This is a genomic window from Ruegeria sp. G5 (genome assembly GCF_056533365.1).
In genome coordinates this window covers 29,261-52,514 of sequence record NZ_JBQFOK010000012.1, presented here as the reverse complement: position 1 = coordinate 52,514, position 23,254 = coordinate 29,261, and the positions used below count along the sequence as shown (strand labels likewise).

Here is a 23,254-nt window from a genome sequence, read left to right as displayed (position 1 = left end):
AAAAACTCCCCCATATATACATCTAGCCATATACCCCTGAACGAAGTGGACACTTTAGAGCAAGTTCTGCTGGGTATGGGACTTTGCGGCAAAGCGAGCCTCTGCAACGCGATTGCGAGACCGGAATTGCAGGGCGTCGCGCGAACCAATCAAGCAAATGAGGAACGAGTATGACGGGTGAACCTGACCGAAATAACGGGGCAAATACGGACGATCGAAACCCTGACGGTACATTTGCGGCCGGCAACTCAGGCAAGCCCAGAGGAACCCGCCACCGGGTAACGCGGGCCATTGAGGGGCTGCTTGAGGGGCAATCGGAGGCAATCACCCAAAAGGCGGTAGAAATGGCGCTGGAGGGCGACAGCACTGCGCTTCGTCTTTGTATGGAGCGTATTGCTCCGACCAGAAAGGACGCGACCGTGTCGTTTGACCTACCGTCTATCGGGTCAGCGGAAGAAGCATCAAAAGCGGCTCAAGCCGTTCTCAAAGCCGTAGCGCATGGCGACATTACTCCCCTAGAGGGCGCGACTGTCATGGGACTCGTCGACCAATTTCGAAGGGTTCTTGAAACCACCGAGATTGAGCAAAGGATTGAAGCTTTGGAGGCCAAGCAATGAACTTAAAAACACGTATGAAAAAACTTGAGGAGAAAAAGCTTTCTCCCGCGGTTCAAGTCTCCGTCTTTCGAACACTGTACGAGAACCGAAACGGGGAAACTCACCCCGAAGACTCGACCACCTCAGCAGTTGTTGTTTGGAGTGATGGGCATTCCGTATCCATCAATTGTTCAGCTTTTGAAGATCAAGCCGAGTTTGAGGCAAAAGTTGAACAGCTTTGTCAATCAACCTCAGATCGAACAGCCTAGACCTGTTTGAGTAGCCTCCAATCATGCCGGTTCTGCTCGAAGCTTGAGTACGCCGCGGTGCTTCGCAAAACCAATCTAACAGCCTTGTTCACGGCCCTATTGGCGAAGGCAAAAGCTATGTGAGGCAGGGGTACCATGGTATTATTATGGGGAAGTCAGAGGGTCAGAAAAATGGTTCAGGTACAAGAAAAAGTCAGTGATTTGAAAGCGGAGCAAATCCTTCCCGCTGACGAGTTGGACGCTGACGAATTCGAAGAACTTGCGGGCGACGATGCTCTTCTTATCCTGAATGGATATGTCCAATATTGGCGCTCAAATGAGGTGATAACGACGTTTTCCGCAAGCGCATTGCCGTCTGTATGGCAAATGCTGATTCATCTCGATCTCGATGCTCTTGTCAGTTCCCAAGCGGAAACGAAGGCAATTTTGAAAGCCTTTTGGGACCAACAAAATCCTGAATACGTAGTTGCCTACACGCCGACGAGCTGGACGCATGTTTCGTTCATGCAATCAATCGGATTTCACCAAGTTGGTGTTCTTCCTCTTGGCGAAGCCCCGGTAATCTCATGGGGGTTCCGAAAATGCCACTGAAGAGAGCAAAACCCTGTGGTGCAAAACTGGCCGACGGTACCGCCTGCAATGCGGATCCCGTCGTTGGGAAGACCCGATGCCGTCTGCACGGAGGACTATCGACAGGTTCGAAGACACCTGAGGGGCGCAAGAGGCAGTCGGAAAGCGCGAAAGCACGCTGGCAAGAAATTCGAAAAGCGATGGCGATGTATGAGGCGGAAACCAATTCTCAGAATGAGGCTCAAGCATGACTGGATTCTTGGAGCAACCAGCTAAACAACTACCTGGATTTATTTTCGGAGGGGAGACCGACGTTTCCTATGACCAACTTCAAAACAAACGTCGTATCGCGCAGCAGCTCTTAGCGGATATGGGTCGCACGCCTGCGAACGCTGGCGAAGGTCTGCATGCTCTAGGACGGGCTTTGATGTATCGCGGCCTGAACAAGCAGATCGCAAAGGGTGAAACAAAATTGCAGGGCGAAGCCGACGCACTGTGGGGTGACCTGTTTGGAGGTTCAGCCTCGTCGGCTCCGGGGCAAGCAGCGCCAGAGGGCTTCAATTTTGCCCCATACGCGGTCGGAGGAGCTGCGTCGCGCCCTGACAGCTTCACAGGGCTGAAACCGGATATGCAAGCGTCTCTGGCATCCCTACTGCAAGCGGCAGACAAGGACCTAGGGCCGGGGGCGCTCAAAGTCACCTCGGCCTATCGTTCACCGGAGTTGCAGGGTCAGCTTTTTGCAGATGCAGTCGCCAAATACGGATCCGAAGAAGCCGCGCGCAAATGGGTTGCCCCAGCCGGTCGCTCTCAGCACAACCACGGAAATGCGGTGGATTTTGCCGGAGCCGATGGCGGCCTATTAAGGGATGCAAATAGCCGGGAGGCACAATGGCTCAAGGCCAATGCCGCGAAGCACGGGCTTGCAGTTCCGATGGATTGGGAACCATGGCAGCTTGAACTTGCTGGCGCGCGAGGTGGTTCGCAGGGATCAGTTTCACCTGGAATGGCCCAGATAGCGCAGGCCCTGTCCAACCCTTCAATCCGGCAAGACCCGGCGCGTATGGCTATCCTGAACAGCCTGATGCAACGAGAGATGCAGGCCAGCGACCCAATGAGGCAGATCGAATTGCAGATGGCCCAAGCCGAATTGAACAAAGTTCGCAATCCTCGGCCCGGTTTCTCCGTTCTGACGTCCGAACAAGAGGCGGAATTTGGTTTAGACCCAGCTGGATCTTATCAGCGGGGCGCAGATGGCCGAATTACTCAGATTGGAGGCGGTAAGCCCAACGTCAATGTATCGGTCGGCTTGGGCCCGAATGGACAGCAAACGCAATATTCGCAGCCAGTTACGCCTGCTCAGGAAAAAGTCGACGAGGAGTTTGCAAAGACTTACGTACCATGGTCGCAAGGCGGCGGTGCGGATATGGCAAGCCAAATCGCGCAGATCGAGACCGTTGCGAACCAGCTTGAAAGCGGCAAGGGTAATCTTACAGGTCCAGGTGTAGGAAGCCTTCCGGATTGGGCGGGTACGGTCTTGAACCCTGACGCGGTTGCGGCTCGGGAAACCGTCGAAAATGTCGTTCAACGGAACCTGCGGCTATTGTTGGGTGCTCAGTTCACGGCGAAGGAGGGTGAGCAACTGATTGCTCGGGCTTACAACCCGCGCCTGCCCGAAGCGGATAATGCGAAACGTCTTCGTCGTCTGTCTTTGGCAATGCAAGCCGCAGCACAGGACACTCAGTCTCAAGTTGATTATTACGAAAAGAACGGCACACTGACAGGGTGGACGGGTAGAGAGTGGACTATAGCGGATTTTGAGGCTGCGATAGAGGGAGGTTCTGAGGAAGTTGGCAAATCCTCCCCAGCAGTTTCCCAGCCAAATACACCACATGTGGGCGAGACAGAGGATGGGTATCGCTACCTTGGCGGTGACCCCGGCGACCCCAACAACTGGGAGAGGGTAAACTGATGGCCGGACCTTGGGAAAAATACGGAAAGGCAACCCCGCCGAGCAAGCCTTGGGAGAAATACAGTTCGCAAGAGACGCAGATGGTCGAGCCCACAAAGCCGCAGGGTGACGGCTCGACCCTCGCGCCCTATGAACCATCCCTGTTTGAACGCGCGATGACCGGTTTGCGTCGGAGCGGTATCGTTCCTAGGGCCAACATACGCGATTTTGAAGCTATCGGCGCAGGTGTGCGGAATGCTGCAGATACAGCGGCTTTTGGTTTCGGAGATGAACTGCTAGCGGCGGGCAGCACAGCTACGGGGATCAGTGGCGAGTTCGGTGATTTCTCCGGCAACTTGAAGAACCAAAAAGCGCGGTCCATGGCGGCGGATGTTCACCACTCGAAGGCCGCAACGATCGGGGACGTCGTAGGGTTGGGTGCGGGTGCTGCTGGTATCGGTAAACTTGGTCTGAGCATGGCTGCCAAGGCAACAACACCGGGAAAAGCCATTGCGGGGGCAGCATTTGATGGCGGTTTTTACGGCACTTTGGCTGGCGCAGGTAACACTGACGGCGGGCTTGAGGACCGGGCGCAAGGCGCAACGTTGAACGCTGCAATTGGAGCAGTCGCAGGTGGTGGTCTCTCTGCCTTGGCGACCGGCGGACCAGCAATCAAAAACTACCTTGCCCGTCGCGTGGGAAAACCGGCGTCTCAGGCTCAGGCACGGATTGCACAAGCCATGACACCCGAGTCTGCAGCCAAGCTGGACGATCTGGGCCCAGAGGGTATGGTGGTGGATGCTCTGGGCGAACGTGGGCGCGCTCTGGCGCGTTCAGCAGCCAATTCCAGTCCGGAGGCTCGAGAGTTGCTGGAAAACGCTTCCAAGGCGCGTATGGCGGGCCAGAGCGACCGGATGACGGATAGCTTGCTTAAGGCATCGCGCCTGGATCAACCGCAAACGGTGGATGATCTGGTTCAGGGTATTCGCAAGCAGGCCAAACCTGCCATTGATCGGGCCTATGCCGAGGCGCGCTCTTTGGGGCATGACATCGACATGGCCGCGTTTGACGACATTTTTCAGACCGATATGGGCCGCAAAGCGCTGCAGCAGGGGCAACGTCTCGCACGGGATCGCATGGCCGCTGAGGGCGTCATTGGGGAACCGTCCACTCTTGCAGTGCTGGATGAGGCGAAAAATGCGCTGGATGATCTTGCACGGCCCTCCTTGGGTCAGGGGCCAACCAATGAACAGGCGATTGCGGGAATGTTGGCAAAGCGGCTCCGGGAACGCACAGATGCCCTGACACCGTCCTATGGCGGTGCTCGGGATATGGCCGCTGAAAGATATGCGCGAGAAAGCGCGGTGCGTCTTGGCGCAGACGGTGCAAAACCCCGCATCCCCGCCGACTATGCGGATCGGGCACGGGCAGTTGCAAGGACAAGCCCGGATGAGGTCGCACAGGGCTATGCCTCGGGCAAGATCGACCAGCTGCAGAACCGCCGGGACACACCGGGCGCGCTTGACACGCTGTTTGGCCCGACACGCCAGCAGGACGCAATGCAAGCCGCATTGGGGCCAGAGGGAGCCAGAACGGTTCGCAGTCAGATTGCGAACGAGCGCACCTTTTCTGATACCCATCGGGCTTTGACCGGGAATTCAACCACGGTCCGCCAACTAATGGAACAAGGCTTGTTAGGTGGTGTAGGTGGGGCAGCAGGGCTTGCAACAGGAGGCGATGCGCAAAGCGCCGGCATTGGCGCGCTGGCTACTATCCTGGCCCGACGAGGCGGAGGCGCGTTGATCGGGCATGCGACGGCCGGTCGGGAAGCGAGCGTTGCGCCGATCATCGCCCGGATGCTGACAGATGGGCAATTGCCCGCGCAGCTACAAAGTGCCGCGTCGCGCATTCCAAACAAGGCCAAACAGGCGATCATTCGCGCACTGATGCTGAACGCTGTTGGCCCTCAGTTGAGACCGGAATAAAGGATGTAGGCTCCGTACAATGCGGGTCCTATCACGCCGGCGAGGGCGACTACGCCAATTGCAAAATAGCCGATCCAAGAGAAGCTGTATTCCGGGTCAGTCACAACACTCCACAAAGAGAACACGATAAGACCGAAGATCGAGGCTGAGGCTGCGATAACGCAATACAGTTGGAACAAGGTAAGATCTACGGCCGCCATGACCGAAAGCTAAGCACGAAAAGACTATGCGTCTAGGCTACTTTTGACAGTTTAACATAATCGTTCTTAATGATTCCATATGGGTAGTATCGCAGCTCGGGTGAGGCCGTAATTTACGCCCCAAGTCTCGTTCCGTTTTCAAAACCGGTCTATAGTCAGTTTCGCACCCCGAATTTCAAAACTCATCACAGGTGAATAGCGTACAGCGAGTTCTTTGAAGGGGTACTAGGACGGCGCTGACCTTTGGTCAGAGTATACATCAAAAACTGTACCCAAATTTCCCAAGTGTTCACAATAGCGGAAATCAACCAAAGTATTAGTCCTTTTTACTGTCGTTTTTGTTTGCTTTTCTGGTGTTGTTGAACGTTATCCACTCCCACCAAATTCCCAGCGTTAAGGAAATAAAGGGAACAGTGTCCAATAAACGCGCGTATCTGGAACTCTCGTAAAAGGCTGGTGCTAAAAACTTCGTAGCGATGACGAGAATTGAAATAATCGAATAAAATAAAATAGCCCTTCGGCGCTCTACTAAAAACTGCAAAAAAATCTTCACATCATAATCCTCACACCAATGATAAACGAACACCAAATGAATAGGAGTCGAGGTCGCACACGCAAAAGGTGAATGCAAACTTCACGTCTCAATAGTGGTTGTCAACACATTGTGATAGCTTACAGAATCACATTCAAACGTGGTGATCTAATTTTATTCTTGGCACAGGATCACTTACCCCGGAGCCCCCGACATGCACCAATGCGCTTGTATCCAATTGGCATTAGCCCATACTTCCGAGCGATCCAGACCTCCGAACGCTTCGGCACAAAACTCCCTCTCAGCAGCTTGTCAAAACCAAAGGCGCGAAGCCTACGGACCCACAGCAAATCGCGAACCTTTACTCAGGTAAGACAAGTCACAGTAACAGTGGAGGTTTTGCCTATTGGGGTCCAGGCGGTGAATACCAAGGAATTAGCAAGACCGGCGAGGCTGTCGGTATTGGAATGTGGTATGTGACCAACCGAGGCAAGCTCTGTCACGAAAGTAAGTGGTATTGGGCGGGTGCACTTGGCGAACCAGCCAGACTAATAGACACTTGCCGAAACTTACGTTGTTGAGTTGGCGTCAATAGCACTCCGCGACTCTCGTGCGTGCGTTACGAATGTCGTCGCCAAATTCCACGTACAATTCGAGATAAGGGCTGGTGGCTCTTTTTTCTGACACATAGGCTTGGAATTCAGTCAGGATGGGAAGCTCACTTAAGGTTGCTTGCAGCTCTTCCAGGCGCTTTTCCGCCGCAGCGTTGCCCGCGTCTGCCGCACGCCAATTTGATGCGTCCTCATCGCTCCAAGATAACACCCAAAAGTCATTGGGATCAGCGAAACGCGCTGGATGAGTATCCCAAAGCCAAACTATTCGCGAAAAACGCATCGAGAAGTTAACTTTCGAAGCTTCCGCAACCAATGAAGCGACCTCAAGAAACTCGGGGCGTTTGGCGGATACGATTTCGGCAAAGTCGTCCTGAAACCTCAACTTCAAGCCAAGCTCGTCTTTAAGCGCGGGTTCAATGCAGTTCCAATCAGGTGAAGAATGCGATGCACTAGGCGCCATCATGATACAGAGCGCCGCACAACTTGCCAAACTGACTATGAACCTCATTCCGCGTCCGCTCTGGAAAGCACCACACCCACCCCGTTGGCCGTATCACCTTCGTCCAGGAATTGAATGCCCTGAGATTCCAAAGCCTTTCTAATGGCTTCAGCGCTTGAATGCTGCATCCCACCTTTTTCTGTCTCAAATCGACTGATGGTGGTGAACGAAACACCGGCAATCCCTGCCAGTTCCCTTGTGCCTATTCTCAAAGCGTTTCGGGCCATCCTAAGTTGCGCGGGTGTCATTGTGAAGACCTCGTATGCAAAAATGCAAACAGGGTATTGATTTAATGTTAACCCTGTATCTATAGTTAATACACAGTAAGCAAAATCACAAGTAAAGGCTCCCGAAAATGAACTTATCACCTGAATGCGGAAGTTTTAACTTTCCCTTAAAATATAACCGTCGCTCTATGTTGACCGGCGCTGCAACTGTTCCCGTTTTGGGAGGTGCAATGGCCCTGGCTGGCGTTTCGGGCTGGTCAGATCTTACGGACGAAGAAGACAAGAGACTCGTTGATGCGTTGAAATCGCTACGTCAGTCGACTGGGATTTCCATGGACAAATGGGTCGACTGGTTGACCGACGTTCCTGTATCGGAGATTGAGCGGATCTCAAGCAACGCGACAACCGTTGAGACGTCTTAAGTCCTATTTGTAGCCCCTGTCAGCCATTGGCGGGACGAGGACATCACGGCGCTCTGCTACCCGACCAAAGGATGGGGCGATTTCCTGTACCTGCTAAATGACGGGTCTCTGGCCCGCGCGGATTTCTTTGGCGGACTTCGCGTGAACTATGGCGATGGCTGGCAGGACCAGGAGCGCAGTGTTTTCACGGCTCAAGTCAAAGGCCGCGTGGTGTCACTTCACCGAAAAGACGAAAACGGAACCTATCTCCCCTGTGGCGCTGGCTGGGACGTGTGAAAGGCGGCTGGCCGAGCTTTAAAAGTCTTGTACTTCAGTAAACTGTGCCCGGCCCGCAAGGTCGGGCGTTTTTTGCCGTTTTGGGGCTTCTTTTGGGTCAGCAGGTGAAACCATCGTTTCGCTGTGGCACAACCCTGAAATGAAGCGTAGTGCTGTAGTCGCGTTAGTCCGACAGATTGTTGGTACCGAAGTGCCAGATCATTGGATGCCCGATCAAGTATTAAAAGCCAAAGGCAGCGCTGCTCGCGAATTGCCTGCAGACAAAGAATAGGAAAAGCTGAATGCCTTGGGAAAGTGCTGTTTATTTTTCTCCAAAAGAAGAAAAGAAAATCCGAACGTTTTTGAAATCACAAGGCTTGGATGAGAACCAAATCGAAAGCGTTACCCAGTGGCACATGACGATTCTGGGTTCTCAAGTTAGCATTTGGAGTTTGACAATGGTTTTCGTCGGATTTGGGGCCGGAATGGCATTTTCTATTCTTTAAGGCAGCAGAGATCATGAACCGAACCCAAGCCGTAAAGGTCGCTAAGCGCAAACTAGACAAAGACGCCACAGACTTGGATATCACCCTAGAGGCGCTCACTCAGATGGGTATCAACATTGAAAAGCCTGTTACAGGATACACGACATCTGAACCAAAGGTCATATCCACATTCGTGCGAGACTGGTTTGAAGGGAAAAAGGGGTATTCTAACACGACGCCGATGGGTTTTCTGAAATCTCATGCGGTGACTGAACGAGAATCAGGCGGCGGTGAACCATGTGTCATGCTGTTGGGAGGCTGGCGCAAGTAAATGTCGTTGGTCTGCATCTAAATTGGCTAAGAATTGTAGGCGACGAATAGGAGAAAAGATGCAAAACGGTGAAGTTAAGCCCTTTGGGAAATACTTTGTGGAAAGGCGCGACGTTGACTGCCCAGAGGCGGGAACGGTCACTACATGGAGGGTCGGTGAGGTAGTAGAAGGGCGTCTCCATTATTCCAGTGAGGTTGGCCCCCAAAATTATGAGGCTGCAGTCAAATGGATCAAAGACCAGGTCGACACAGTTACCTGTCGGCTATGTTTGAGCCAAAGCAATGTGGCGAAACTCGGCAGTGATGAAACGGTTAGCTGTGTTGAGTGTGGCGGTACCGGATATGTCCCCGAAAGTCAGTATTGGGACAACCCAATTTAGCGGGAATCAGAGCAGGTGAAACACCTCCTAGCCATCGCGATCCTCATCCTGGCCACCACAGCCCACGCAGGCGGCACTTACGTTCGAGATGCAGACACAATCGTTGTGGATGGAGCACCGGTACGCTTGAACGGTGTGGACGCGCCCGAACTCGACTCGCGCTCGGGTCAGAACGCCAAGCGCTGGATGGTTAACTACCTGCGCGGCAAGTCGGTGACCTGCGATCTGAATGGGGAACGCACACACGATCGCTGGGTAGGGGTATGCTACGCCGATGGCGTGGATATCGGGGCCGCAGTTATAGCCGCAGGACACGCCTTAGATTGCCGCCGGTATTCTGGTGGTCGATACAGGCACTTTGAGACAGCGGTCGCCAAGTCATGCCTCAGACGGACTGGATACTGCCGCCGAAGTATCTGATGGCGGCTCTGCGGACGTGGGGGCCTTTACGCGTATGGTGTGAATGTCTGCTAAATGCCAAGCGAGCTTTCTATTTGGACCGAAGCTAATGTAGAAGCTGCGCATGCCTTTCATTTTCTCACGACGGTATATTCAGCAATGTTTAGACCACCTTGTCGATCGGCTAACGTTAACACAGAGAAACGATCTTGTAGCGAAGCTTAACCAGAGATCAGGTGATCGACTTCCTGCGATGTGGGAGGTGGTGATGCTGAACATGTTTTCCGGCTTTCCCGAGTTTCAGCACGAGGAACCTTTGGCCGATGGTCGAAAACCGGATTTTCAGTGCAAACTCCCTAAATCGAAGGCTTTGATCGTCGGAGACATCACCAGCGTTTCGGACAAAGGCTATCATGAGCAGAACCCAATCGACTTCTTTCTTGATGAACTTGATCGGGTTGCAAAAAAATACGGGTCAGACCTCACACAATTTCACGTCCAAGCCGACAGTATTAACAAAGGCCGATACGACCGCCGCAAGGTGATGTTGCTGATTCCGAGAGGAAATAAGCGCGCGGAGTTTTTCAAGAATGAACTTCAACCTTACATCAGAGAGCGGTTGCAGAAAGAAGATTACGGTCACAAACAACTGTTTCGAACAGAAGATTACTCGATTGAGATCGAATTTAAGCCAAAGTCAGATTTCGCCTCGTGGGGGCATCCAAGCTATACAAGCGTTCTGAACATCGACAGAAACCCTGTCTGGAACAGGCTGAAGGAAAAAGCGGAACAGCTGAAAAACACTCCCAAAGGGGCAATTAGGCTTGTCTTGCTGTGTGATGGTGGATCGGACGCGATGCGTAAAGGAGGCATCGACGGCCGGCCAGGTAGAGAAGAGATAGTGTCCGAGTTCTTGCGGAGGCATTCAAGCATCGATGTGGTACTTATGTTCACGGTTGTCGAAGTGAGCGACGGGATTCGGCAATTTGAAAAGGAATTCAGCGCAACTCGAGCAGTAAGGGAAGAATGGGCGGACATCGCACCAGGTACGAAAGTCATTCTGGCTGAAATGGCCGACAGCTTGAACGAGCGCATGGCGAGTTGGCCACAACCAAACAGCAATGCTCGATCGGCGGCACAAAATGTCACAAAGGTCGACTACAGTATTGGGGCTTGGGGAGGCTTTAAGCAAGGAGGTGGCAAATTGAAAATGTCAGCGCGGGCCGTCCAAAGGCTTTTGGCCGGGGAAATCACCATTGCGGAGTTCAACAGGGCACATGGTTGGACCGGTGATAATCCTTTCGCATACGCCTTAAAGAACGGTCAAACGATCAGAGGCGTGAGCATTGAAAAGACCGACCGTCAGGATGATGATTGGGTGGAGTTCGAGTTTGGAGATGATGCTGAGTTGCAGCCCTTCAGGTGAGCCAAAACATTGGCGCAAATTGAAAAGGAAAAGTGAGAAAATTTTAGAACTTACAGACAACGAGAGGATTGGCGCTCCAACCCGATAGCTGACTTTAATGCAATGCGCAGCATCGGTTGATTTGGACCCTAACCGGACATTTGAAAGTTCACAATTAGGAGGTTAAGCCCTGTCTGTTTGGCGCTTACAACCGGAAAAAAACAGGCCATTTCGCAGCCTTTTGCTGCTGTCCTTTTTAGGCTTGGTTATCTCTGTGCCTCTGATTGCGGCCGTAATGATGCTGGCTTCTTTACCATCCTTTTTGAGTGACTCCCAAGTTGGATTTGTAGCGACCGGTGCTTATGCTTTTTTGCTAGCAATCATGGCCTTGTTTACGCTTCCGTTGATGTTACCGATAATCTTTATGGTAGCTCCGCACGCGGTCTTACTTCCGATTGCAGGAGTGATTTGCTCTCTGACTTTGATCCATAGGAATAATGTGCCTGCGCTGGCTACGCTGTGTGTGTGGGTTGTGGTTTGGATAGCCACGTTTGCGGTGGGTATCCTGTCCGGTAGAATATCCGTGTGAAGTAATGGATAACCCATGAAGCTCGCCGCTCGCCAATCCTGCGAGCGCTATATGTAAGGGGTTAAGGCAAAGCTCACCGACAGCAAGTATAAGGCTCGGCACTCGATTCTGGGGCGAAGTTTAGAATTCGAGCGAGATACTACCTGAGTTCATTCTGTTTTGTCCGGCTTGATTGCCAAATGCTCCCAACCGAACCACGAACTTTCTTTTTCATCCCAATACGCGTCCAACGCTTTCCAAAGCTCATCGGCTTCATCAATCATGTCGTCCAAATTGTGAAGCATGCTTTGAGATAGCGATATGTAGGAATACTCCTCGGTGACAATCTCAACCGCACTTTCATTTGAAAAGCGAAGGGCAACGACATCACCTTCAACGTCAGGCAAGAAGGCTATAACGGATGGATCACCGCTTCCGTCATCCCGAATGAATACCGTATTTATGGGGAAACCGCCTGATGAGATTCTCAATAGTTGCTCAATAGTATCGTCCATGCTGGCACCTTGGCTAAATAGACACTTCAAAATCATCGGTGTTTGTATTCAACGGTACCGACATTACAGAATTTTAGCCGTAAAAAAACGAGGGCGTAGTGAACTTTCAAGGACAGGAACTCATTTCCAAAGCAACGTACATTTCCAATCGAAGCCTTATCGCTCTGGCGTTCGCAAAGATCCTTACCGTCACTACAGGTATAGACGCCAGCGAACTATCTATCTTGAGCGTCAAACCTGGCAGCCAAAATCTTGAAGTCATTACAGACTTCCTGCTTATATTTTTAGCGGCAAACCATCTACTTTCGTGGCTCGGAGATGTGCAGAGTTTCAAGGCATGGAACAAGCCTACCAAGGCAGTTTCAAACATGGACTTCGACGCCCAAAGAAACGAACCGATTTCTGAAATCGAATACTATGTTTCCCAGATTAAAGAATACCACAGGCTGCAAAAGGATTGGCACAAGCACGCTGGCCAGACGCCTTACAAGGCACCAAACGAATTTGTGTCTGAGCTTATCCAAAGTTCAAAGGATTTGCAGAAGTCCGTCAATAGACTTAACTTACATGCCAAATTCTATCTCTGGGCGTGGTATCTGGCCCTGCCATTGGGGGTCACCGCCTACGCATTGTGGCTTTAAGATGCGGTTTGATTGCTAGTACTGTGTTACTAACAAAGCACCTGTCGGGAAGAGATTTAATTCCTTCTGGAATAGGCTATACTATGCGTCGAGGCGAGTAGATCCTCGGAAATTGGTGTTGCAACCTTCCGGTTGCGGTCTGATTCACGAACTTTTTTCGAAAAACGCACAAAAAAACGCACAAAACTCTAGTTCGCACAAGTATCTGCAATCCGCAGTTCTCTTTAAGCGCGTGTGATATATTAGGAAATTTGGTAGCGGAGGAGGGACTTGAACCCCCGACACGCGGATTATGATTCCGCTGCTCTAACCAACTGAGCTACTCCGCCACGAGTGAGAGGCGATTTACGGGAGGGGCCGGATAGGGTCAAGAGGGAAATGATCCTCTGGATCGGATTCTTTTTGGCGCGACATCACCCCGTCTGGCCGGTATCTTTGCTCTGCTCGTCGACGCCCTTGATGACCCGGTGGATGAAAGTCGCGCAAGCTTCGGGTTCGGTGATCAGTATCATATGTCCCAACCCTTCGAGTTGCTCATGAAACAACCCATACTTCGCCATCGGATCCCCGTGCGTTGACGGTGATAGCAAGGCGTCCTTCTCTCCGAATAGGATACCCCCGGGGACTTTCAGGTCAGAATACCGCGCGACCTGGGATTCCATACTGCTTTCTATCCCCAGTACGTCTTGAGAGGCCGTGATGAACGCAGATGGTCGCAAACCCAATGCACCTCCGGCGCGATCCAAAAAGTCTTCTGGCGCGGGCTCGGGTGCGAACACGGTGCTGAGTGCATGAGGGGCGGTTTTTGCGGCCATCGGCACGGCAATGGTGTGGCCGATAAAGTTTCGCAGCCATTCGGTGCGAATTTCCAAGGATTTGAAGACAGGGGGTGGCTCTGGGATGACTTGAGTCAGAGGGGCCAACAAAGCCAGGGCTTTGGTTTTGTCGGGGTAGTCCAGAGCCATGGCCAGCGAGACCGCTCCGCCCAGTGAATGGCCCACCAGGATGGCATCCGTTACGTCTTTGGATTCCAGAAACTCCTGAATCATGCGGCCCTGTTCGGACAATGCGCCCAAATCCGCGCTGTCACGGGTTGAATAGCCGCAACCGGGGCGGTCTACGGCGATCACATGGTAATCCTCTGCCAGCATATCCATGAGCGCGTAGGTGTAATGCTGCAATTGCCCGGTCAAACCGTGGATCAACACAAGGGTTTGTTTGGCTGGGTCCCCTTTTTCTACGTAATGGATGCTGCCACCGTGAACCGGAACAATCTGGCCCAGCTGCGGCACCCGCGAAAGACCTTCCGCCGTCAGCTTGCGGGTCCAAAGGTGCATACCCAGAAAGAACGCAGCAACCAGCAGGACAATAATCAGAATGGTCGTCATGTCATTGGCCTCCGCCTTGAGCCGGGGTTGTTAGGTAATGTTCCAACCCGGATTTCGCCATGCGCTTTTCATACTCGGAAACGGTGCCCGGCCAAAGCGTCGTGTTTCGTCCTTTGGCATCCTGATACCACGAGGTACACCCGCCGGATTGCCAGATACTGTCGCTATGCCGATCCTGCATTTCTTTTTCGAACGCGTCCTGCTGCGTGGGATCTGGTGTGACGATCTGCAGTCCTGTGTTGCGCATTTCATCCAGAACGCGGCCGATATGACGGACTTGCGCTTCGATCATCAACACGACCGAGTTGTGACCCAAACCGGTATGTGGCCCCAGAAGAATAAAGAAGTTTGGAAAGCCCGCGATAGCAGTGCCCAGATTGGCCTGCATCCCATCGGCCCACGCCGAGCGCAGGGTTTGCCCATCGGTCCCCGTGATATCCAGATACTCGACCATACCGGTCACATGAAAACCCGTTCCCCAGATCAGGATATCGGCTTGCCTTTGTGCGCCGTCAGCCGCAGTGATCAGGTCGCCTTCGATCGAGGTCACGCGATGCGGAATCACCTCGACATTGTCCCGGGCAAGGGTTGGGTACCAATCGTTCGACCTGAGTATGCGTTTGCACCCGATCTGATAATCGGGTGTCAGCTTCTCACGCTCTGCAGGGTCGGTAATCGCTTTTTCAAAGGCTGTGCGCCACATTTTCATGGCGAAGTTCACGGCACCCTGTTCGCGGCGAAAGACCCTGTGGCGGTATTCAAAGACCATGTAGATCAGTTTACGCCGCAGCTTTGGCAGAATTGGAAACCGCTGATACATCCGGCGCACCCAAGGCGCGATGGGGCCGTCGGGGCGGGGCAAGACGTAAGGCGCGCTGCGCTGATAGATTGTGACCTGCGCGGCCATTCTGGCGATCTCGGGGACGAATTGTACGGCCGAGGCGCCTGTACCGATCACCGCGATACGCTTGCCGGCCAGTGCAGCATCGTGGTTCCATTCCGCGGAATGAAAGCTGGGTCCGGGAAAGCTGTCGGCGCCGGGTATGTTGGGAATGTTGGGTACATGCAGCGCGCCAATTGCCGAAACAAAAAACCGTGCTGACCAGGTTTGGCCATCCTGCGTTTCAACCTGCCAGCGATTGCCGTCCCAGCGCGCCGATTTGAGCTGCTGGTGAAACCGGCACAGGTCATACAGACCTTCGTCTTGCGCGATTTTCTTCAGATAAGCCTGAATCTCGGCCCCGCCAGCGTAGGCGCGGCTCCAATTTGGGTTCAGGTGGGTCGCCATGGAGTACAGATGCGAGGGTACATCGCAGGCCACACCAGGGTAGGTGTTCTCGCGCCAGGTCCCGCCGATATCGGCGGCTTTTTCAAGGATCGTGATATCTTTGATCCCGCGCTTTCGCGCCTCGATCGCCATGATCAGCCCCGAGAACCCGGCACCGACAATCAGCATATCTGTTTTATGTTCCAAGCGCCCCGCCCCTCCCAAAGCGATCCAGATGGTTGCTTCAGGATATAGGCAGGGCGGGGCGCGTGGATAGGGTCTCGTTAGGTCAGGGGCTGATCACGGTTTGATCAGGCGCGCAGTTTTTCACCTTTTGCATCGAACGGAGGCTTGTGCAGGATGGTGGCTTTGTGCGGGCGGCCCAGCACCATCACCTCAACCTCATCGCCGGGTTGGGCGTTTTTGACATACCCAAGCGCCAGCGACATGCCGACCGTGTAGCCATAGGTGCCCGACGTTACACGACCGATGCCTTCGCCGTCTTTAAAGATCGGCTCGCCACCGGTTGCGTCCGCGTTGGATGCGGTCACGTCGGCCTCATCCAGATGCAGCAGAACCAGCTGTTCGCGGGCGGGCGTGTCCAGCACCTTCTGCGCGGCTTCCTTGTTCAGGAAGTCTTTGTCGAACTTGCATAGACGGTCCAGCCCGACCTCATGCGGCCAGTATTCGGGGCTGTATTCGCGGCTCCACGAGCCATAGCCTTTTTCCACCCGCATCGACATCAACGCGCGGCTGCCGACAGGGCCTGCGTCGAACTCTTTGCCCGCTTCCAGCAACGCCTCGTACAGACGCGCCTGATCTTCGGTCTTGCAGTGCAGCTCCCACCCCAGATCGCCGGTGAACGAGACGCGCAGGGCCAGAACCTCGACCCCCGCCAGTTCGATCTTGGCCGACCGCATGAACGGGAAATCTTCGGTCGCCAGCGACGTGTTGGTCAGGCGCTGCAGAATCTCGCGCGATTTGGGGCCCGCGACGTTGAAGCCGCACATTGCCTCGGTATGGCTCTCAAAGGTGGTGCCTTCGGGCAGCGGAACCTGCTTGAAGAAGCGCTTGTGATAGCGCTCGGCCATGCCGGACCCGATGATCCAGAACTCATCCTCAGCCACACGGGTAACGGTGAAGTCCCCGGCAATACCGCCGCGTTTTGAGATCAGCGGCGTCAGGCAAGACCGACCAACCGCCTTCGGCATGTTGTTGGCAAAGACCGCGTTCAGCCAATCGGCAGCGCCGGGGCCTTTGCAGATGTATTTGGCAAAGTTCGAGATGTCGATGATGCCCGCACGGTCGCGCAGCATCTTGCATTCCTCACCCACAGGCCCCCACCAGTTCTGGCGGGTGAAACCGTTGGTATCCACGGTGCCCGGCTCATCCGCGAACCACAGCGGGTGTTCCCAGCCGACGTTCAGGCCGAACACCGCGCCCATGGCTTTCTGGGTTTCATAGATCGGGCGCACACGGGCGGGTCGGCCTGCGCTGCGTTCCTCGTTCGGGAAGTGGATCGCAAAGCGGTGGGCGTATTGGTCCTGCACCTTGGCTTTGGTGAACTCTTTCGTGGCCCATGTGTCGAAACGCGCCATGTCCCAGGCGAACATGTCATATTCGGTTTCGCCTTCGATGATCCACTGCGCTGCCATCAGGCCCATGCCGCCCGATTGCGAGAAGCCGGGGATGATGCCGTTGCAGCAGAAATAGCCATCCACCTCGGGCACCGGACCCATCAGCACGTTGGAATCGGGCGACCAGATCATCGGGCCGTTGATGACGCGCTTGATCCCGGCCTCACCCACGGCGGGCAGGCGTTCGATGGCGTTCATCATGTTCTCTTCGATCCGCTCCAGATCGTCGGGGAACAGGTCATGGGCAAAGTCCAGCGGGGTGCCTTCTTCGGCCCAGAACTTCATGTCCTTTTCATAGGCGCCGACCAGCAGACCGTTGCCTTCCTGGCGCAGGTAATATTCGCCATCCCGGTCCGAGACTGAGGGCAGGCGCGTACCATGTGCCTGAACGTCCGACATGGCTTCGGTCACGAAATACTGGTGCTCGGTCGGTTGCAGCGGCAGTTCGATCCCGGCCAGTTTCGCGACCTCACGACCCCAAAGACCCGCGGCATTCACCACCCAAGGCGTTTTGATGTCGCCCTTGGGCGTGCGCACGATCCAGGTGCCGTCTTCCTGCTGTTCGGTCGCAGTGACGGGGGTAAAGCGGTGGATCTCGGCCCCACGCTGACGGGCACCTACCGCATAGGCGTTGGTCACGCCCGAGGGGTCCACATTGCCGCCATCGGGTTCGAACATTACGCAGCGGATGCCCTCATAATTGACCAGCGGGTTCAGCTTTTGCGCCTCTTCAATGCTGATCTCATAGAAGTTCATACCGTAAAGCTTGGCCTTGGCCGCCTGCAGCTTGAGCTGATGCTCACGTTCTTCGGTCTGGGCCAGATACAGCGAGCCGGGCTGGAACACGCCACAGCTTTGGCCAGTTTCCTCTTCCAGCGCGTTATACAGGTTCATCGTATAGTGCTGGATGCGGCTGATATTGGTGCTGTCATGCAGCCCGTGGATGTTTGCCGCCGCGTGCCAAGTCGAGCCCGAGGTCAACTCGTCCCGTTCCAGCAGCACGACGTCGGACCATCCCAATTTGGTCAGGTGATAGAGGATCGAACATCCGATCACCCCTCCGCCGATCACCACTGCTTGTGCATTCGTTTTCATGAGCCTGCCGTTTCAAAGTTGAGCTCGTCGCCGCAGTCGTCAACGTTCATGCGCGGGTAACGAGCATTGATTTCATGTTGGGTTGAAGGGGTGAGCCGAGGCCGGTCTCAGAATTCCAGTCTGTGCGCGCGCCCATGCTCGACCAAGCGCGCGTTCAGCCCGTGGGCTTCTTGCGCGCCAGTCTCCAGAGCGAAGACAAAGGCGTGGGTCAGGTAGAAACAAGCAGCGTCGACGTCCTGTTCTGCTTCGCGTTGGTCCGCGGCCATGGTGTAGTACTGGATCATGGCCGCGTGATCATTGCGATCATGCGCGTCAAGCAGCAGGCGGTCCAGGTTTTTGGTATCCATCGTAGCTCCGTTCTGGGCCGACAGGCTTACACCCGTCGGCCCGCAGATTTAGTCTGCGCGACCGTTTTCGATTTGGGTTGCGACCCAGTGATGGAAATTGTGCGTGGGGCCGTCCATTGCAGGCGAGAAACGTCCGCCATCGAACAGAACGCCGTGGCGGCCTTTCTGCATGCCTTCAACGACGAATACGTCCTCTTCGAACACTGTCTTCCAAAGCTGTGCGTTCGAGGCGCGCAGACCGTCGTGCTGCGGCGTGTCTTTCACGCTCTTGGCATAGTACAGCTCGATATGTTCGACGGTGTTTTCCAGATCGACGGGCTCGAGAACGATTGCGAATGCGTGATCGCGCTGAACGCCCAACAGAACGTTCGGGTAGAGGGCGACATATTCCGCACCTTCGTCCCACTGGTCGCTGAGACCTTCAAAATCGTCGAAAGTGGCGCCGTCCTGATCCTGCAACTGGCGGTATACCAGCGACCCCTGACCGGAATAGTGGCCGGGCGCTTCGATGTTGTAGTGGTCTTCTAGCCGTGAATAGCTGTTCAGGCCTGGGTGGACCCAAGGCAGGTGGTAGCTTTCACAATAGTTTTCGACGGCCAGCTTCCAGTTGGTTTTAACCTCGAGCTTGAACGAAGACGCTTCGCCGCCGTGATAGACCGGCTGATCGAACTCTTTCCAACGTTCCATCAGTGCTGCGTGGGCTTCTTCGAATTCCGGGGCGTTGCCGTCCACGTTTACAAAGATCACGTCACGCCAAACAAACGAGCGGACGCGAACCAGACCCAGATCGTTGCGATCAACGTCTTCATGTGTGTTGTGGCCGGGGCCGCCCACATGCGGAGTCGCGCGCAGTTCGCCCTTAAGGCTGTAGCACCAGCTGTGATAGGGGCAGCGAATGGCGCCGCCAATCTTGCGTGGCGTGTCCACAAGAATCATCCCGCGGTGACGACAGGTGTTTTGGAACACACCCACTTCGCCATCCCGGTCGCGGACGATCAGCAGAGGCATTCCCAGAAAGTCGACAGGCTTGGCGTCGCCAACTTCGGGAACGTCTTTACCGAATCCGATGCCCGACCAGTTGGCGTAAAGCACCGATTGCCGTTCTTCCTTGAAAATTTCCGGGTCAACATAGTGTTCGTTCGGCAGGCCGTTTGCGACATTCAAATCGGCAAGAACGGAAGACAGCTTGCTATGCTTGTTCATCGGGCTCTCCTGAGGGTGCTGCTGGATGGTTTTGACCCTATTGAGCAAGGAACGCCCGACCCTCAATATCAGAAAACCTCATCACTAAGTGACTTCACCTAAACCGAGCCGTCCTGAACCTCTTGAATGATCCAGTTTTTAAGGGCGCGAGCGCTTTCGGTTAGCTCATCTTCGTGGCGGCCAACGACATAAAACTGGTTGGGAGCGGTCAATTGATGGGGGCCGATTGTAACCAGCTTGCCTGATTCCAGCATCGGTTCGATCAGGCGCTGCCATCCTAAAGCGATCCCTGCGCCTTTTCGGGCCAGTTGCAGCGCCACCGAATAGCTGTTTACCCGCGACTCGATCGGGATGGGGCCGTCGAATCCCAATTGCTGGAACCATTCGGGCCATGTTGTCCAGGTACGGTCCTCTGATTCCAGATGAATCAACCGCTGTTTCGCAAGGTGTTGAAGGCTGGATCCAGTCAGGCTTTGTGCGACTTCAGGGCTGGCGACGGGAACCAGGTGGTCACGGAACAAAGGCGTGTGTGACAGGGTTGCATCGCTGTCACGCCCATAGCGGATGAAAAAGTCCAAGTCTGGTCGGTCGCGAAAAGGCCGATCCTGTGACAGCTGATCTACATTGACTTCGGGCATTTCACGCCAGAACCGAATAACTGCCGGTGACAGCCACAATGCGGCGACTGCCGTGGTTGACCCGACAGTTACTTTTTCGACCGACGCCCGGTCGCGGATCGTAGCGAGAGTTTTAGAAATCCGCGCAAAAGATGACGACAGCGTCTCGTACAGGGCTTTGCCGTCGTCTGTCAGATCCACCCCGCGGTGCTTGCGCTGGAAAAGGGCCGTCTCAAGGTCGCCCTCCAACGCTTTGATCTGATGGCTCACAGCGCCGGGCGTAACAGAGAGTTCCTCAGCCGCATTCTTGAAGCTGAGATGCCTTGCGGCCGCTTCAAAGGCAGAGAGTGTGGTAAGTGGGGGCAGCTTGTAATGGCGTCTGGACATGAGGACCTGGGATTCTTTCAACCCGTTCGTATTAGCTCATTTCACCTTGGTGTTAATATTTTTCTTAGTGGAGATCGCGGCACATCGGCTATTAGGTGTATTTACGAGATCATGTTTCGGGGACATGTCGTCAAAACCGACCAATCTGTCGGTTCTGGCCAAATTGAAACGCAGGTGCCGCTATAGTCACGTTCACCAACAATTGTCGCGTCCGGACAGGCATCTGGCGTACACTGATGGAATATTCAAGATGTCCTTGGAAATAAAATCGGGTGACATCTGCAGCCGGAAACGGCGGAAAGGGAATTCACAAGACGCGCTGAGGATAATTTTTGAATTTCGCGCGAAACCCGTTCTGATTGATGTTTGTGTTGAACTCCACGCATGTCAGTCAGCGAAAACACCAGATCGAAGGGAAAAGGGCAACTAACCCCAAGCTCGTACCCGAAACACCAAAATAAAATGCGTGTCGAGCTGAGCGGGAAAACGAAATCCGGGAGAATTGCGAAACGATAGGACGCGATCCCCAATACCAATGACGGACAACACGGAGGAAGTTATGTCGATAAAAGAGCCGTTTACGGACTTGGACATAAAGACGGCGGATAGCGGTTTTTATGAGAATAACAGCGTACCTATTGCGCTGATCAGTAAGGGTATCATGGTTGCTCTGGTGCTGTGGGCTTTGGTGTTTCCGGCCAATGCCAACAGCACATTGGGCAGCTGGAACTTCAAGCTTCTGGAAGTTTTCAACAGCTTTTACATTGTGATTGTGGGGCTGTTCTTTTTCTTTCTGGCAGTTGTTGCGATTATCCCTTCGACGGGCAAGCGGGTGATGGGCCTGCCGGGTGAGAAGCCCGAGTTTTCGAACTTTTCGTGGTTTTCGATGATGTTCGGCGCCGGTCTGGGTGTGGGCCTGATGGTTTTCGCCACGGCCGAGCCTCTGGGCCTGTGGGGATCGAACCCGGTCGTGGTTGCCGGTGACGTTGTGGGCAACGAGCCCGAAGCGGTGCAATCGGCCTATCGCTATACCTATCTGCATTATGGGTTCCACGCCTGGGCGATCTACGTGGTGACAGGCCTGTCGCTGGCCTATTACGCGTATACGCGCAACATGCCGCTGACCATTCGCGCGGCGTTGACGCCGCTGTTTGGCAAGCTGATGAACGGTTTCCTGGGCCACATCGTTGACGTTCTGGGCGTGGTTGCGACCATCCTGGGCGTGTCGGTGACCATCGGGTTTGGCGTAAGCCAGTTCATCGACGGTCTTTATGCCATCACGGGTATGGAGTGGATCATGGACTTTGGCGGTGAGGTTCCGGCCCCGTCCAAAGTGGGCCTGATCTCTGGTCTGGTCGTCATCATGGGTCTGTCGATCATCTCGGCTGTGTCGGGTGTTGGCCGGGGCGTTAAGTACCTGTCGAACCTGAACCTGGTTCTGTCGATCATCCTGCTGGGCACGTTTGTTGTGTTTGGGTCGTTTGTCTTCGCCATGACCACCTATGGCACGGCGATGGTTGACTATATCCTGCACTTCATCTCGCTGAGCTTTAACGCCTATGGTCCGCTGTCGGCCGAGGCCTTTGCGGCGGCTCTGCCTGCAGAAGCGCAGGCGCATGCCAATGACCTGATGGGCGGCGCGACCAATGCGTGGGGCAGCTTTGACGGCTTCAAGAGCGGTCTTGAGGGCGCAGCAGCCGAGCTGGACGAAGCGACACTGGCTGCGGCCTATGCTGCGGGTGAGCAGGGTCGTCAGTTTGGCTGGCAGGCCGGTTGGACCACGTTCTACTGGGCGTGGTGGATCGCGTTCTCGCCGTTTGTGGGTCTGTTCCTGGCGCGCATCTCCAAGGGCCGTTCGGTTCGCGAATTCATCCTGGGCTGCGTGTTCGCACCGGCGCTGGTGTGCTTTGCGTGGATGACGGTTCTGGGCGGCACGGCGATTGATCTTGAGCTGGCAGGTGCAGCTGAAGGTGCGATCATCGGTGCGTCGAACACCAACAAGCTGTTCGTAACACTGTCCTACATGATTGACGGCGGTCTGCTGTCGATGCTGAACGTGATGTGTGTGATCCTGATCATGACCTTCCTGGTGACGTCTGCGGACTCGGGTATTCTGGTTATGAACACGATCATGTCGGGCGGCAGCCAGGAGACGGGCATCAAGCACCGCATCATCTGGGGTCTGATCCTGACGGCAGTGATTGGCACGCTGATCCTTGCGGCGGGTGACAACAACCCGCTGGACGCGCTGCGCAACGCGATGATCATCGGCGCGCTTCCGTTCACGATGGTGATGGGGCTGATGATGGTTGCGCTTGCCAAAGCGCTGTTCCGCGATGGCCTGCGCGACAAGCAGGGCGAAGGCGCCACACAAGCCGCCGAATAACCCAAAGCCAAAACAGCAACAAAACAACAAACGCCGCCCAAACCGGGCGGCGTTTCCATGTTGGGAAGGGGTGTCGCTTCCTGCAAG

At 54.6% G+C, this 23,254-nt stretch carries 24 protein-coding genes and 1 tRNA gene; 14 read left to right on the top strand and 11 right to left on the bottom strand.

Features of this window, described 5'->3' with window-relative positions; all coding sequences use genetic code 11:
- Positions 1-170: 170 nt before the first annotated feature.
- The 6 genes from ACR0BD_RS17940 (at position 171) to ACR0BD_RS17915 (ending at position 5,368) form a co-directional block, all read left to right on the top strand.
- Positions 171-617, top strand: a complete 447-nt coding sequence (locus ACR0BD_RS17940) for a DUF5681 domain-containing protein (protein WP_480832480.1) — start codon at positions 171-173, stop codon at positions 615-617.
- A complete protein-coding gene (locus ACR0BD_RS17935) occupies positions 614-865 on the top strand; it encodes a hypothetical protein (RefSeq protein WP_480832478.1) in 252 nt (83 codons plus the stop codon). Before ACR0BD_RS17940 ends, ACR0BD_RS17935 begins: the two co-directional genes overlap by 4 nt.
- A 171-nt stretch (positions 866-1,036) precedes the next feature.
- Positions 1,037-1,456 carry a hypothetical protein gene (locus ACR0BD_RS17930; RefSeq protein ID WP_480832476.1) on the top strand — a complete coding sequence of 140 codons (420 nt, stop codon included), beginning with the start codon at positions 1,037-1,039 and terminating at the stop codon, positions 1,454-1,456.
- A complete protein-coding gene (locus ACR0BD_RS17925; protein WP_480832474.1) occupies positions 1,432-1,686 on the top strand; it encodes an HGGxSTG domain-containing protein in 255 nt (84 codons plus the stop codon). Before ACR0BD_RS17930 ends, ACR0BD_RS17925 begins: the two co-directional genes overlap by 25 nt.
- On the top strand, positions 1,683-3,404 hold the full coding sequence (locus tag ACR0BD_RS17920; protein WP_480832472.1) for a D-alanyl-D-alanine carboxypeptidase family protein: 1,722 nt from the start codon (positions 1,683-1,685) through the stop codon (positions 3,402-3,404). The genes ACR0BD_RS17925 and ACR0BD_RS17920 overlap by 4 nt, the downstream gene beginning before the upstream one ends.
- Positions 3,404-5,368, top strand: a complete 1,965-nt coding sequence (locus ACR0BD_RS17915) for a hypothetical protein (RefSeq protein WP_480832470.1) — start codon at positions 3,404-3,406, stop codon at positions 5,366-5,368. The genes ACR0BD_RS17920 and ACR0BD_RS17915 overlap by 1 nt, the downstream gene beginning before the upstream one ends.
- Here the strand turns inward: ACR0BD_RS17915 and ACR0BD_RS17910 are convergent.
- Entirely contained in the window at positions 5,350-5,568 is a 219-nt protein-coding gene (locus tag ACR0BD_RS17910; protein WP_480832468.1) for a hypothetical protein, read from the bottom strand. The genes ACR0BD_RS17915 and ACR0BD_RS17910 overlap by 19 nt on opposite strands.
- A gap of 783 nt (positions 5,569-6,351) precedes the next feature.
- On the opposite strand from ACR0BD_RS17910, the gene ACR0BD_RS17905 reads away from it, so the two are divergent.
- Positions 6,352-6,681 (top strand): DUF995 domain-containing protein, encoded by a 330-nt coding sequence (locus ACR0BD_RS17905; protein WP_480832557.1) that lies wholly within the window; start codon positions 6,352-6,354, stop codon positions 6,679-6,681.
- A gap of 7 nt (positions 6,682-6,688) precedes the next feature.
- Here the strand turns inward: ACR0BD_RS17905 and ACR0BD_RS17900 are convergent, their stop codons facing one another.
- Both ACR0BD_RS17900 and ACR0BD_RS17895 read right to left on the bottom strand, forming a co-directional pair.
- On the bottom strand, positions 6,689-7,222 hold the full coding sequence (locus tag ACR0BD_RS17900; protein ID WP_480832466.1) for a hypothetical protein: 534 nt from the start codon (positions 7,220-7,222) through the stop codon (positions 6,689-6,691).
- The gene (locus ACR0BD_RS17895) at positions 7,219-7,461 is read right to left on the bottom strand and encodes a helix-turn-helix domain-containing protein (RefSeq protein WP_480832464.1); all 243 of its coding nucleotides are present in this window, start codon (positions 7,459-7,461) and stop codon (positions 7,219-7,221) included. The genes ACR0BD_RS17900 and ACR0BD_RS17895 overlap by 4 nt, the downstream gene beginning before the upstream one ends.
- 209 nt (positions 7,462-7,670) lie before the next feature.
- On the opposite strand from ACR0BD_RS17895, the gene ACR0BD_RS17890 reads away from it, so the two are divergent.
- The 5 genes from ACR0BD_RS17890 (at position 7,671) to ACR0BD_RS17870 (ending at position 11,137) form a co-directional block, all read left to right on the top strand.
- Positions 7,671-7,862, top strand: coding sequence for a hypothetical protein (locus ACR0BD_RS17890; protein ID WP_480832462.1), 192 nt, complete (start codon positions 7,671-7,673; stop codon positions 7,860-7,862).
- Between the two features lie 557 nt (positions 7,863-8,419).
- On the top strand, positions 8,420-8,623 hold the full coding sequence (locus ACR0BD_RS17885; RefSeq protein ID WP_480832460.1) for a hypothetical protein: 204 nt from the start codon (positions 8,420-8,422) through the stop codon (positions 8,621-8,623).
- A gap of 13 nt (positions 8,624-8,636) precedes the next feature.
- Positions 8,637-8,933 (top strand): hypothetical protein, encoded by a 297-nt coding sequence (locus ACR0BD_RS17880; protein WP_480832458.1) that lies wholly within the window; start codon positions 8,637-8,639, stop codon positions 8,931-8,933.
- Between the two features lie 394 nt (positions 8,934-9,327).
- Positions 9,328-9,732 carry a thermonuclease family protein gene (locus ACR0BD_RS17875; protein WP_480832456.1) on the top strand — a complete coding sequence of 135 codons (405 nt, stop codon included), beginning with the start codon at positions 9,328-9,330 and terminating at the stop codon, positions 9,730-9,732.
- A 247-nt stretch (positions 9,733-9,979) separates the two neighbouring features.
- On the top strand, positions 9,980-11,137 hold the full coding sequence (locus tag ACR0BD_RS17870; RefSeq protein WP_480832454.1) for a hypothetical protein: 1,158 nt from the start codon (positions 9,980-9,982) through the stop codon (positions 11,135-11,137).
- A gap of 717 nt (positions 11,138-11,854) precedes the next feature.
- On the opposite strand, the gene ACR0BD_RS17865 is transcribed toward ACR0BD_RS17870, so the two are convergent.
- A complete protein-coding gene (locus ACR0BD_RS17865; RefSeq protein ID WP_480832452.1) occupies positions 11,855-12,199 on the bottom strand; it encodes a hypothetical protein in 345 nt (114 codons plus the stop codon).
- Positions 12,200-12,297: 98 nt separating this feature from the next.
- On the opposite strand from ACR0BD_RS17865, the gene ACR0BD_RS17860 reads away from it, so the two are divergent.
- On the top strand, positions 12,298-12,840 hold the full coding sequence (locus ACR0BD_RS17860) for a hypothetical protein (protein WP_480832450.1): 543 nt from the start codon (positions 12,298-12,300) through the stop codon (positions 12,838-12,840).
- A 252-nt stretch (positions 12,841-13,092) separates the two neighbouring features.
- On the opposite strand, the gene ACR0BD_RS17855 is transcribed toward ACR0BD_RS17860, so the two are convergent.
- The 7 genes from ACR0BD_RS17855 to ACR0BD_RS17825 form a co-directional block, all read right to left on the bottom strand.
- A tRNA-Met gene (locus tag ACR0BD_RS17855) sits at positions 13,093-13,169 on the bottom strand.
- 84 nt (positions 13,170-13,253) lie between these two features.
- The gene (locus ACR0BD_RS17850; RefSeq protein ID WP_480832448.1) at positions 13,254-14,228 is read right to left on the bottom strand and encodes an alpha/beta fold hydrolase; all 975 of its coding nucleotides are present in this window, start codon (positions 14,226-14,228) and stop codon (positions 13,254-13,256) included.
- A 1-nt stretch (position 14,229) separates the two neighbouring features.
- Entirely contained in the window at positions 14,230-15,702 is a 1,473-nt protein-coding gene (locus tag ACR0BD_RS17845) for a flavin-containing monooxygenase (RefSeq protein WP_480832446.1), read from the bottom strand.
- A gap of 104 nt (positions 15,703-15,806) precedes the next feature.
- The gene (locus ACR0BD_RS17840; protein ID WP_480832444.1) at positions 15,807-18,227 is read right to left on the bottom strand and encodes a GcvT family protein; all 2,421 of its coding nucleotides are present in this window, start codon (positions 18,225-18,227) and stop codon (positions 15,807-15,809) included.
- Positions 18,228-18,334: 107 nt separating this feature from the next.
- On the bottom strand, positions 18,335-18,574 hold the full coding sequence (locus tag ACR0BD_RS17835) for a hypothetical protein (protein ID WP_480832442.1): 240 nt from the start codon (positions 18,572-18,574) through the stop codon (positions 18,335-18,337).
- Positions 18,575-18,622: 48 nt separating this feature from the next.
- Complete coding sequence (locus tag ACR0BD_RS17830) at positions 18,623-19,777, bottom strand: aromatic ring-hydroxylating oxygenase subunit alpha (RefSeq protein WP_480832441.1); 1,155 nt, start codon at positions 19,775-19,777, stop codon at positions 18,623-18,625.
- Between the two features lie 98 nt (positions 19,778-19,875).
- On the bottom strand, positions 19,876-20,781 hold the full coding sequence (locus ACR0BD_RS17825) for a LysR substrate-binding domain-containing protein (protein ID WP_480832440.1): 906 nt from the start codon (positions 20,779-20,781) through the stop codon (positions 19,876-19,878).
- A gap of 559 nt (positions 20,782-21,340) precedes the next feature.
- On the opposite strand from ACR0BD_RS17825, the gene ACR0BD_RS17820 reads away from it, so the two are divergent.
- On the top strand, positions 21,341-23,167 hold the full coding sequence (locus tag ACR0BD_RS17820) for a BCCT family transporter (RefSeq protein WP_480832555.1): 1,827 nt from the start codon (positions 21,341-21,343) through the stop codon (positions 23,165-23,167).
- Positions 23,168-23,254: the final 87 nt, after the last annotated feature.

Excerpts from the sequence above, each read along its gene's own strand:
- ACR0BD_RS17940 (WP_480832480.1), top strand. The coding sequence starts at position 171 with ATGACGGGTGAACCTGACCGAAATAACGGGGCAAATACGGACGATCGA.
- ACR0BD_RS17935 (WP_480832478.1), top strand. The coding sequence starts at position 614 with ATGAACTTAAAAACACGTATGAAAAAACTTGAGGAGAAAAAGCTTTCT.
- ACR0BD_RS17930 (WP_480832476.1), top strand. The coding sequence starts at position 1,037 with ATGGTTCAGGTACAAGAAAAAGTCAGTGATTTGAAAGCGGAGCAAATC.
- ACR0BD_RS17925 (WP_480832474.1), top strand. The coding sequence starts at position 1,432 with ATGGGGGTTCCGAAAATGCCACTGAAGAGAGCAAAACCCTGTGGTGCA.
- ACR0BD_RS17920 (WP_480832472.1), top strand. The coding sequence starts at position 1,683 with ATGACTGGATTCTTGGAGCAACCAGCTAAACAACTACCTGGATTTATT.
- ACR0BD_RS17915 (WP_480832470.1), top strand. The coding sequence starts at position 3,404 with ATGGCCGGACCTTGGGAAAAATACGGAAAGGCAACCCCGCCGAGCAAG.
- ACR0BD_RS17910 (WP_480832468.1), bottom strand. The coding sequence starts at position 5,568 with ATGGCGGCCGTAGATCTTACCTTGTTCCAACTGTATTGCGTTATCGCA.
- ACR0BD_RS17900 (WP_480832466.1), bottom strand. The coding sequence starts at position 7,222 with ATGAGGTTCATAGTCAGTTTGGCAAGTTGTGCGGCGCTCTGTATCATG.
- ACR0BD_RS17895 (WP_480832464.1), bottom strand. The coding sequence starts at position 7,461 with ATGACACCCGCGCAACTTAGGATGGCCCGAAACGCTTTGAGAATAGGC.
- ACR0BD_RS17890 (WP_480832462.1), top strand. The coding sequence starts at position 7,671 with ATGGCCCTGGCTGGCGTTTCGGGCTGGTCAGATCTTACGGACGAAGAA.
- ACR0BD_RS17885 (WP_480832460.1), top strand. The coding sequence starts at position 8,420 with ATGCCTTGGGAAAGTGCTGTTTATTTTTCTCCAAAAGAAGAAAAGAAA.
- ACR0BD_RS17880 (WP_480832458.1), top strand. The coding sequence starts at position 8,637 with ATGAACCGAACCCAAGCCGTAAAGGTCGCTAAGCGCAAACTAGACAAA.
- ACR0BD_RS17870 (WP_480832454.1), top strand. The coding sequence starts at position 9,980 with ATGCTGAACATGTTTTCCGGCTTTCCCGAGTTTCAGCACGAGGAACCT.
- ACR0BD_RS17865 (WP_480832452.1), bottom strand. The coding sequence starts at position 12,199 with ATGGACGATACTATTGAGCAACTATTGAGAATCTCATCAGGCGGTTTC.
- ACR0BD_RS17850 (WP_480832448.1), bottom strand. The coding sequence starts at position 14,228 with ATGACGACCATTCTGATTATTGTCCTGCTGGTTGCTGCGTTCTTTCTG.
- ACR0BD_RS17840 (WP_480832444.1), bottom strand. The coding sequence starts at position 18,227 with ATGAAAACGAATGCACAAGCAGTGGTGATCGGCGGAGGGGTGATCGGA.
- ACR0BD_RS17835 (WP_480832442.1), bottom strand. The coding sequence starts at position 18,574 with ATGGATACCAAAAACCTGGACCGCCTGCTGCTTGACGCGCATGATCGC.
- ACR0BD_RS17830 (WP_480832441.1), bottom strand. The coding sequence starts at position 19,777 with ATGAACAAGCATAGCAAGCTGTCTTCCGTTCTTGCCGATTTGAATGTC.
- ACR0BD_RS17825 (WP_480832440.1), bottom strand. The coding sequence starts at position 20,781 with ATGTCCAGACGCCATTACAAGCTGCCCCCACTTACCACACTCTCTGCC.
- ACR0BD_RS17820 (WP_480832555.1), top strand. The coding sequence starts at position 21,341 with ATGTCGATAAAAGAGCCGTTTACGGACTTGGACATAAAGACGGCGGAT.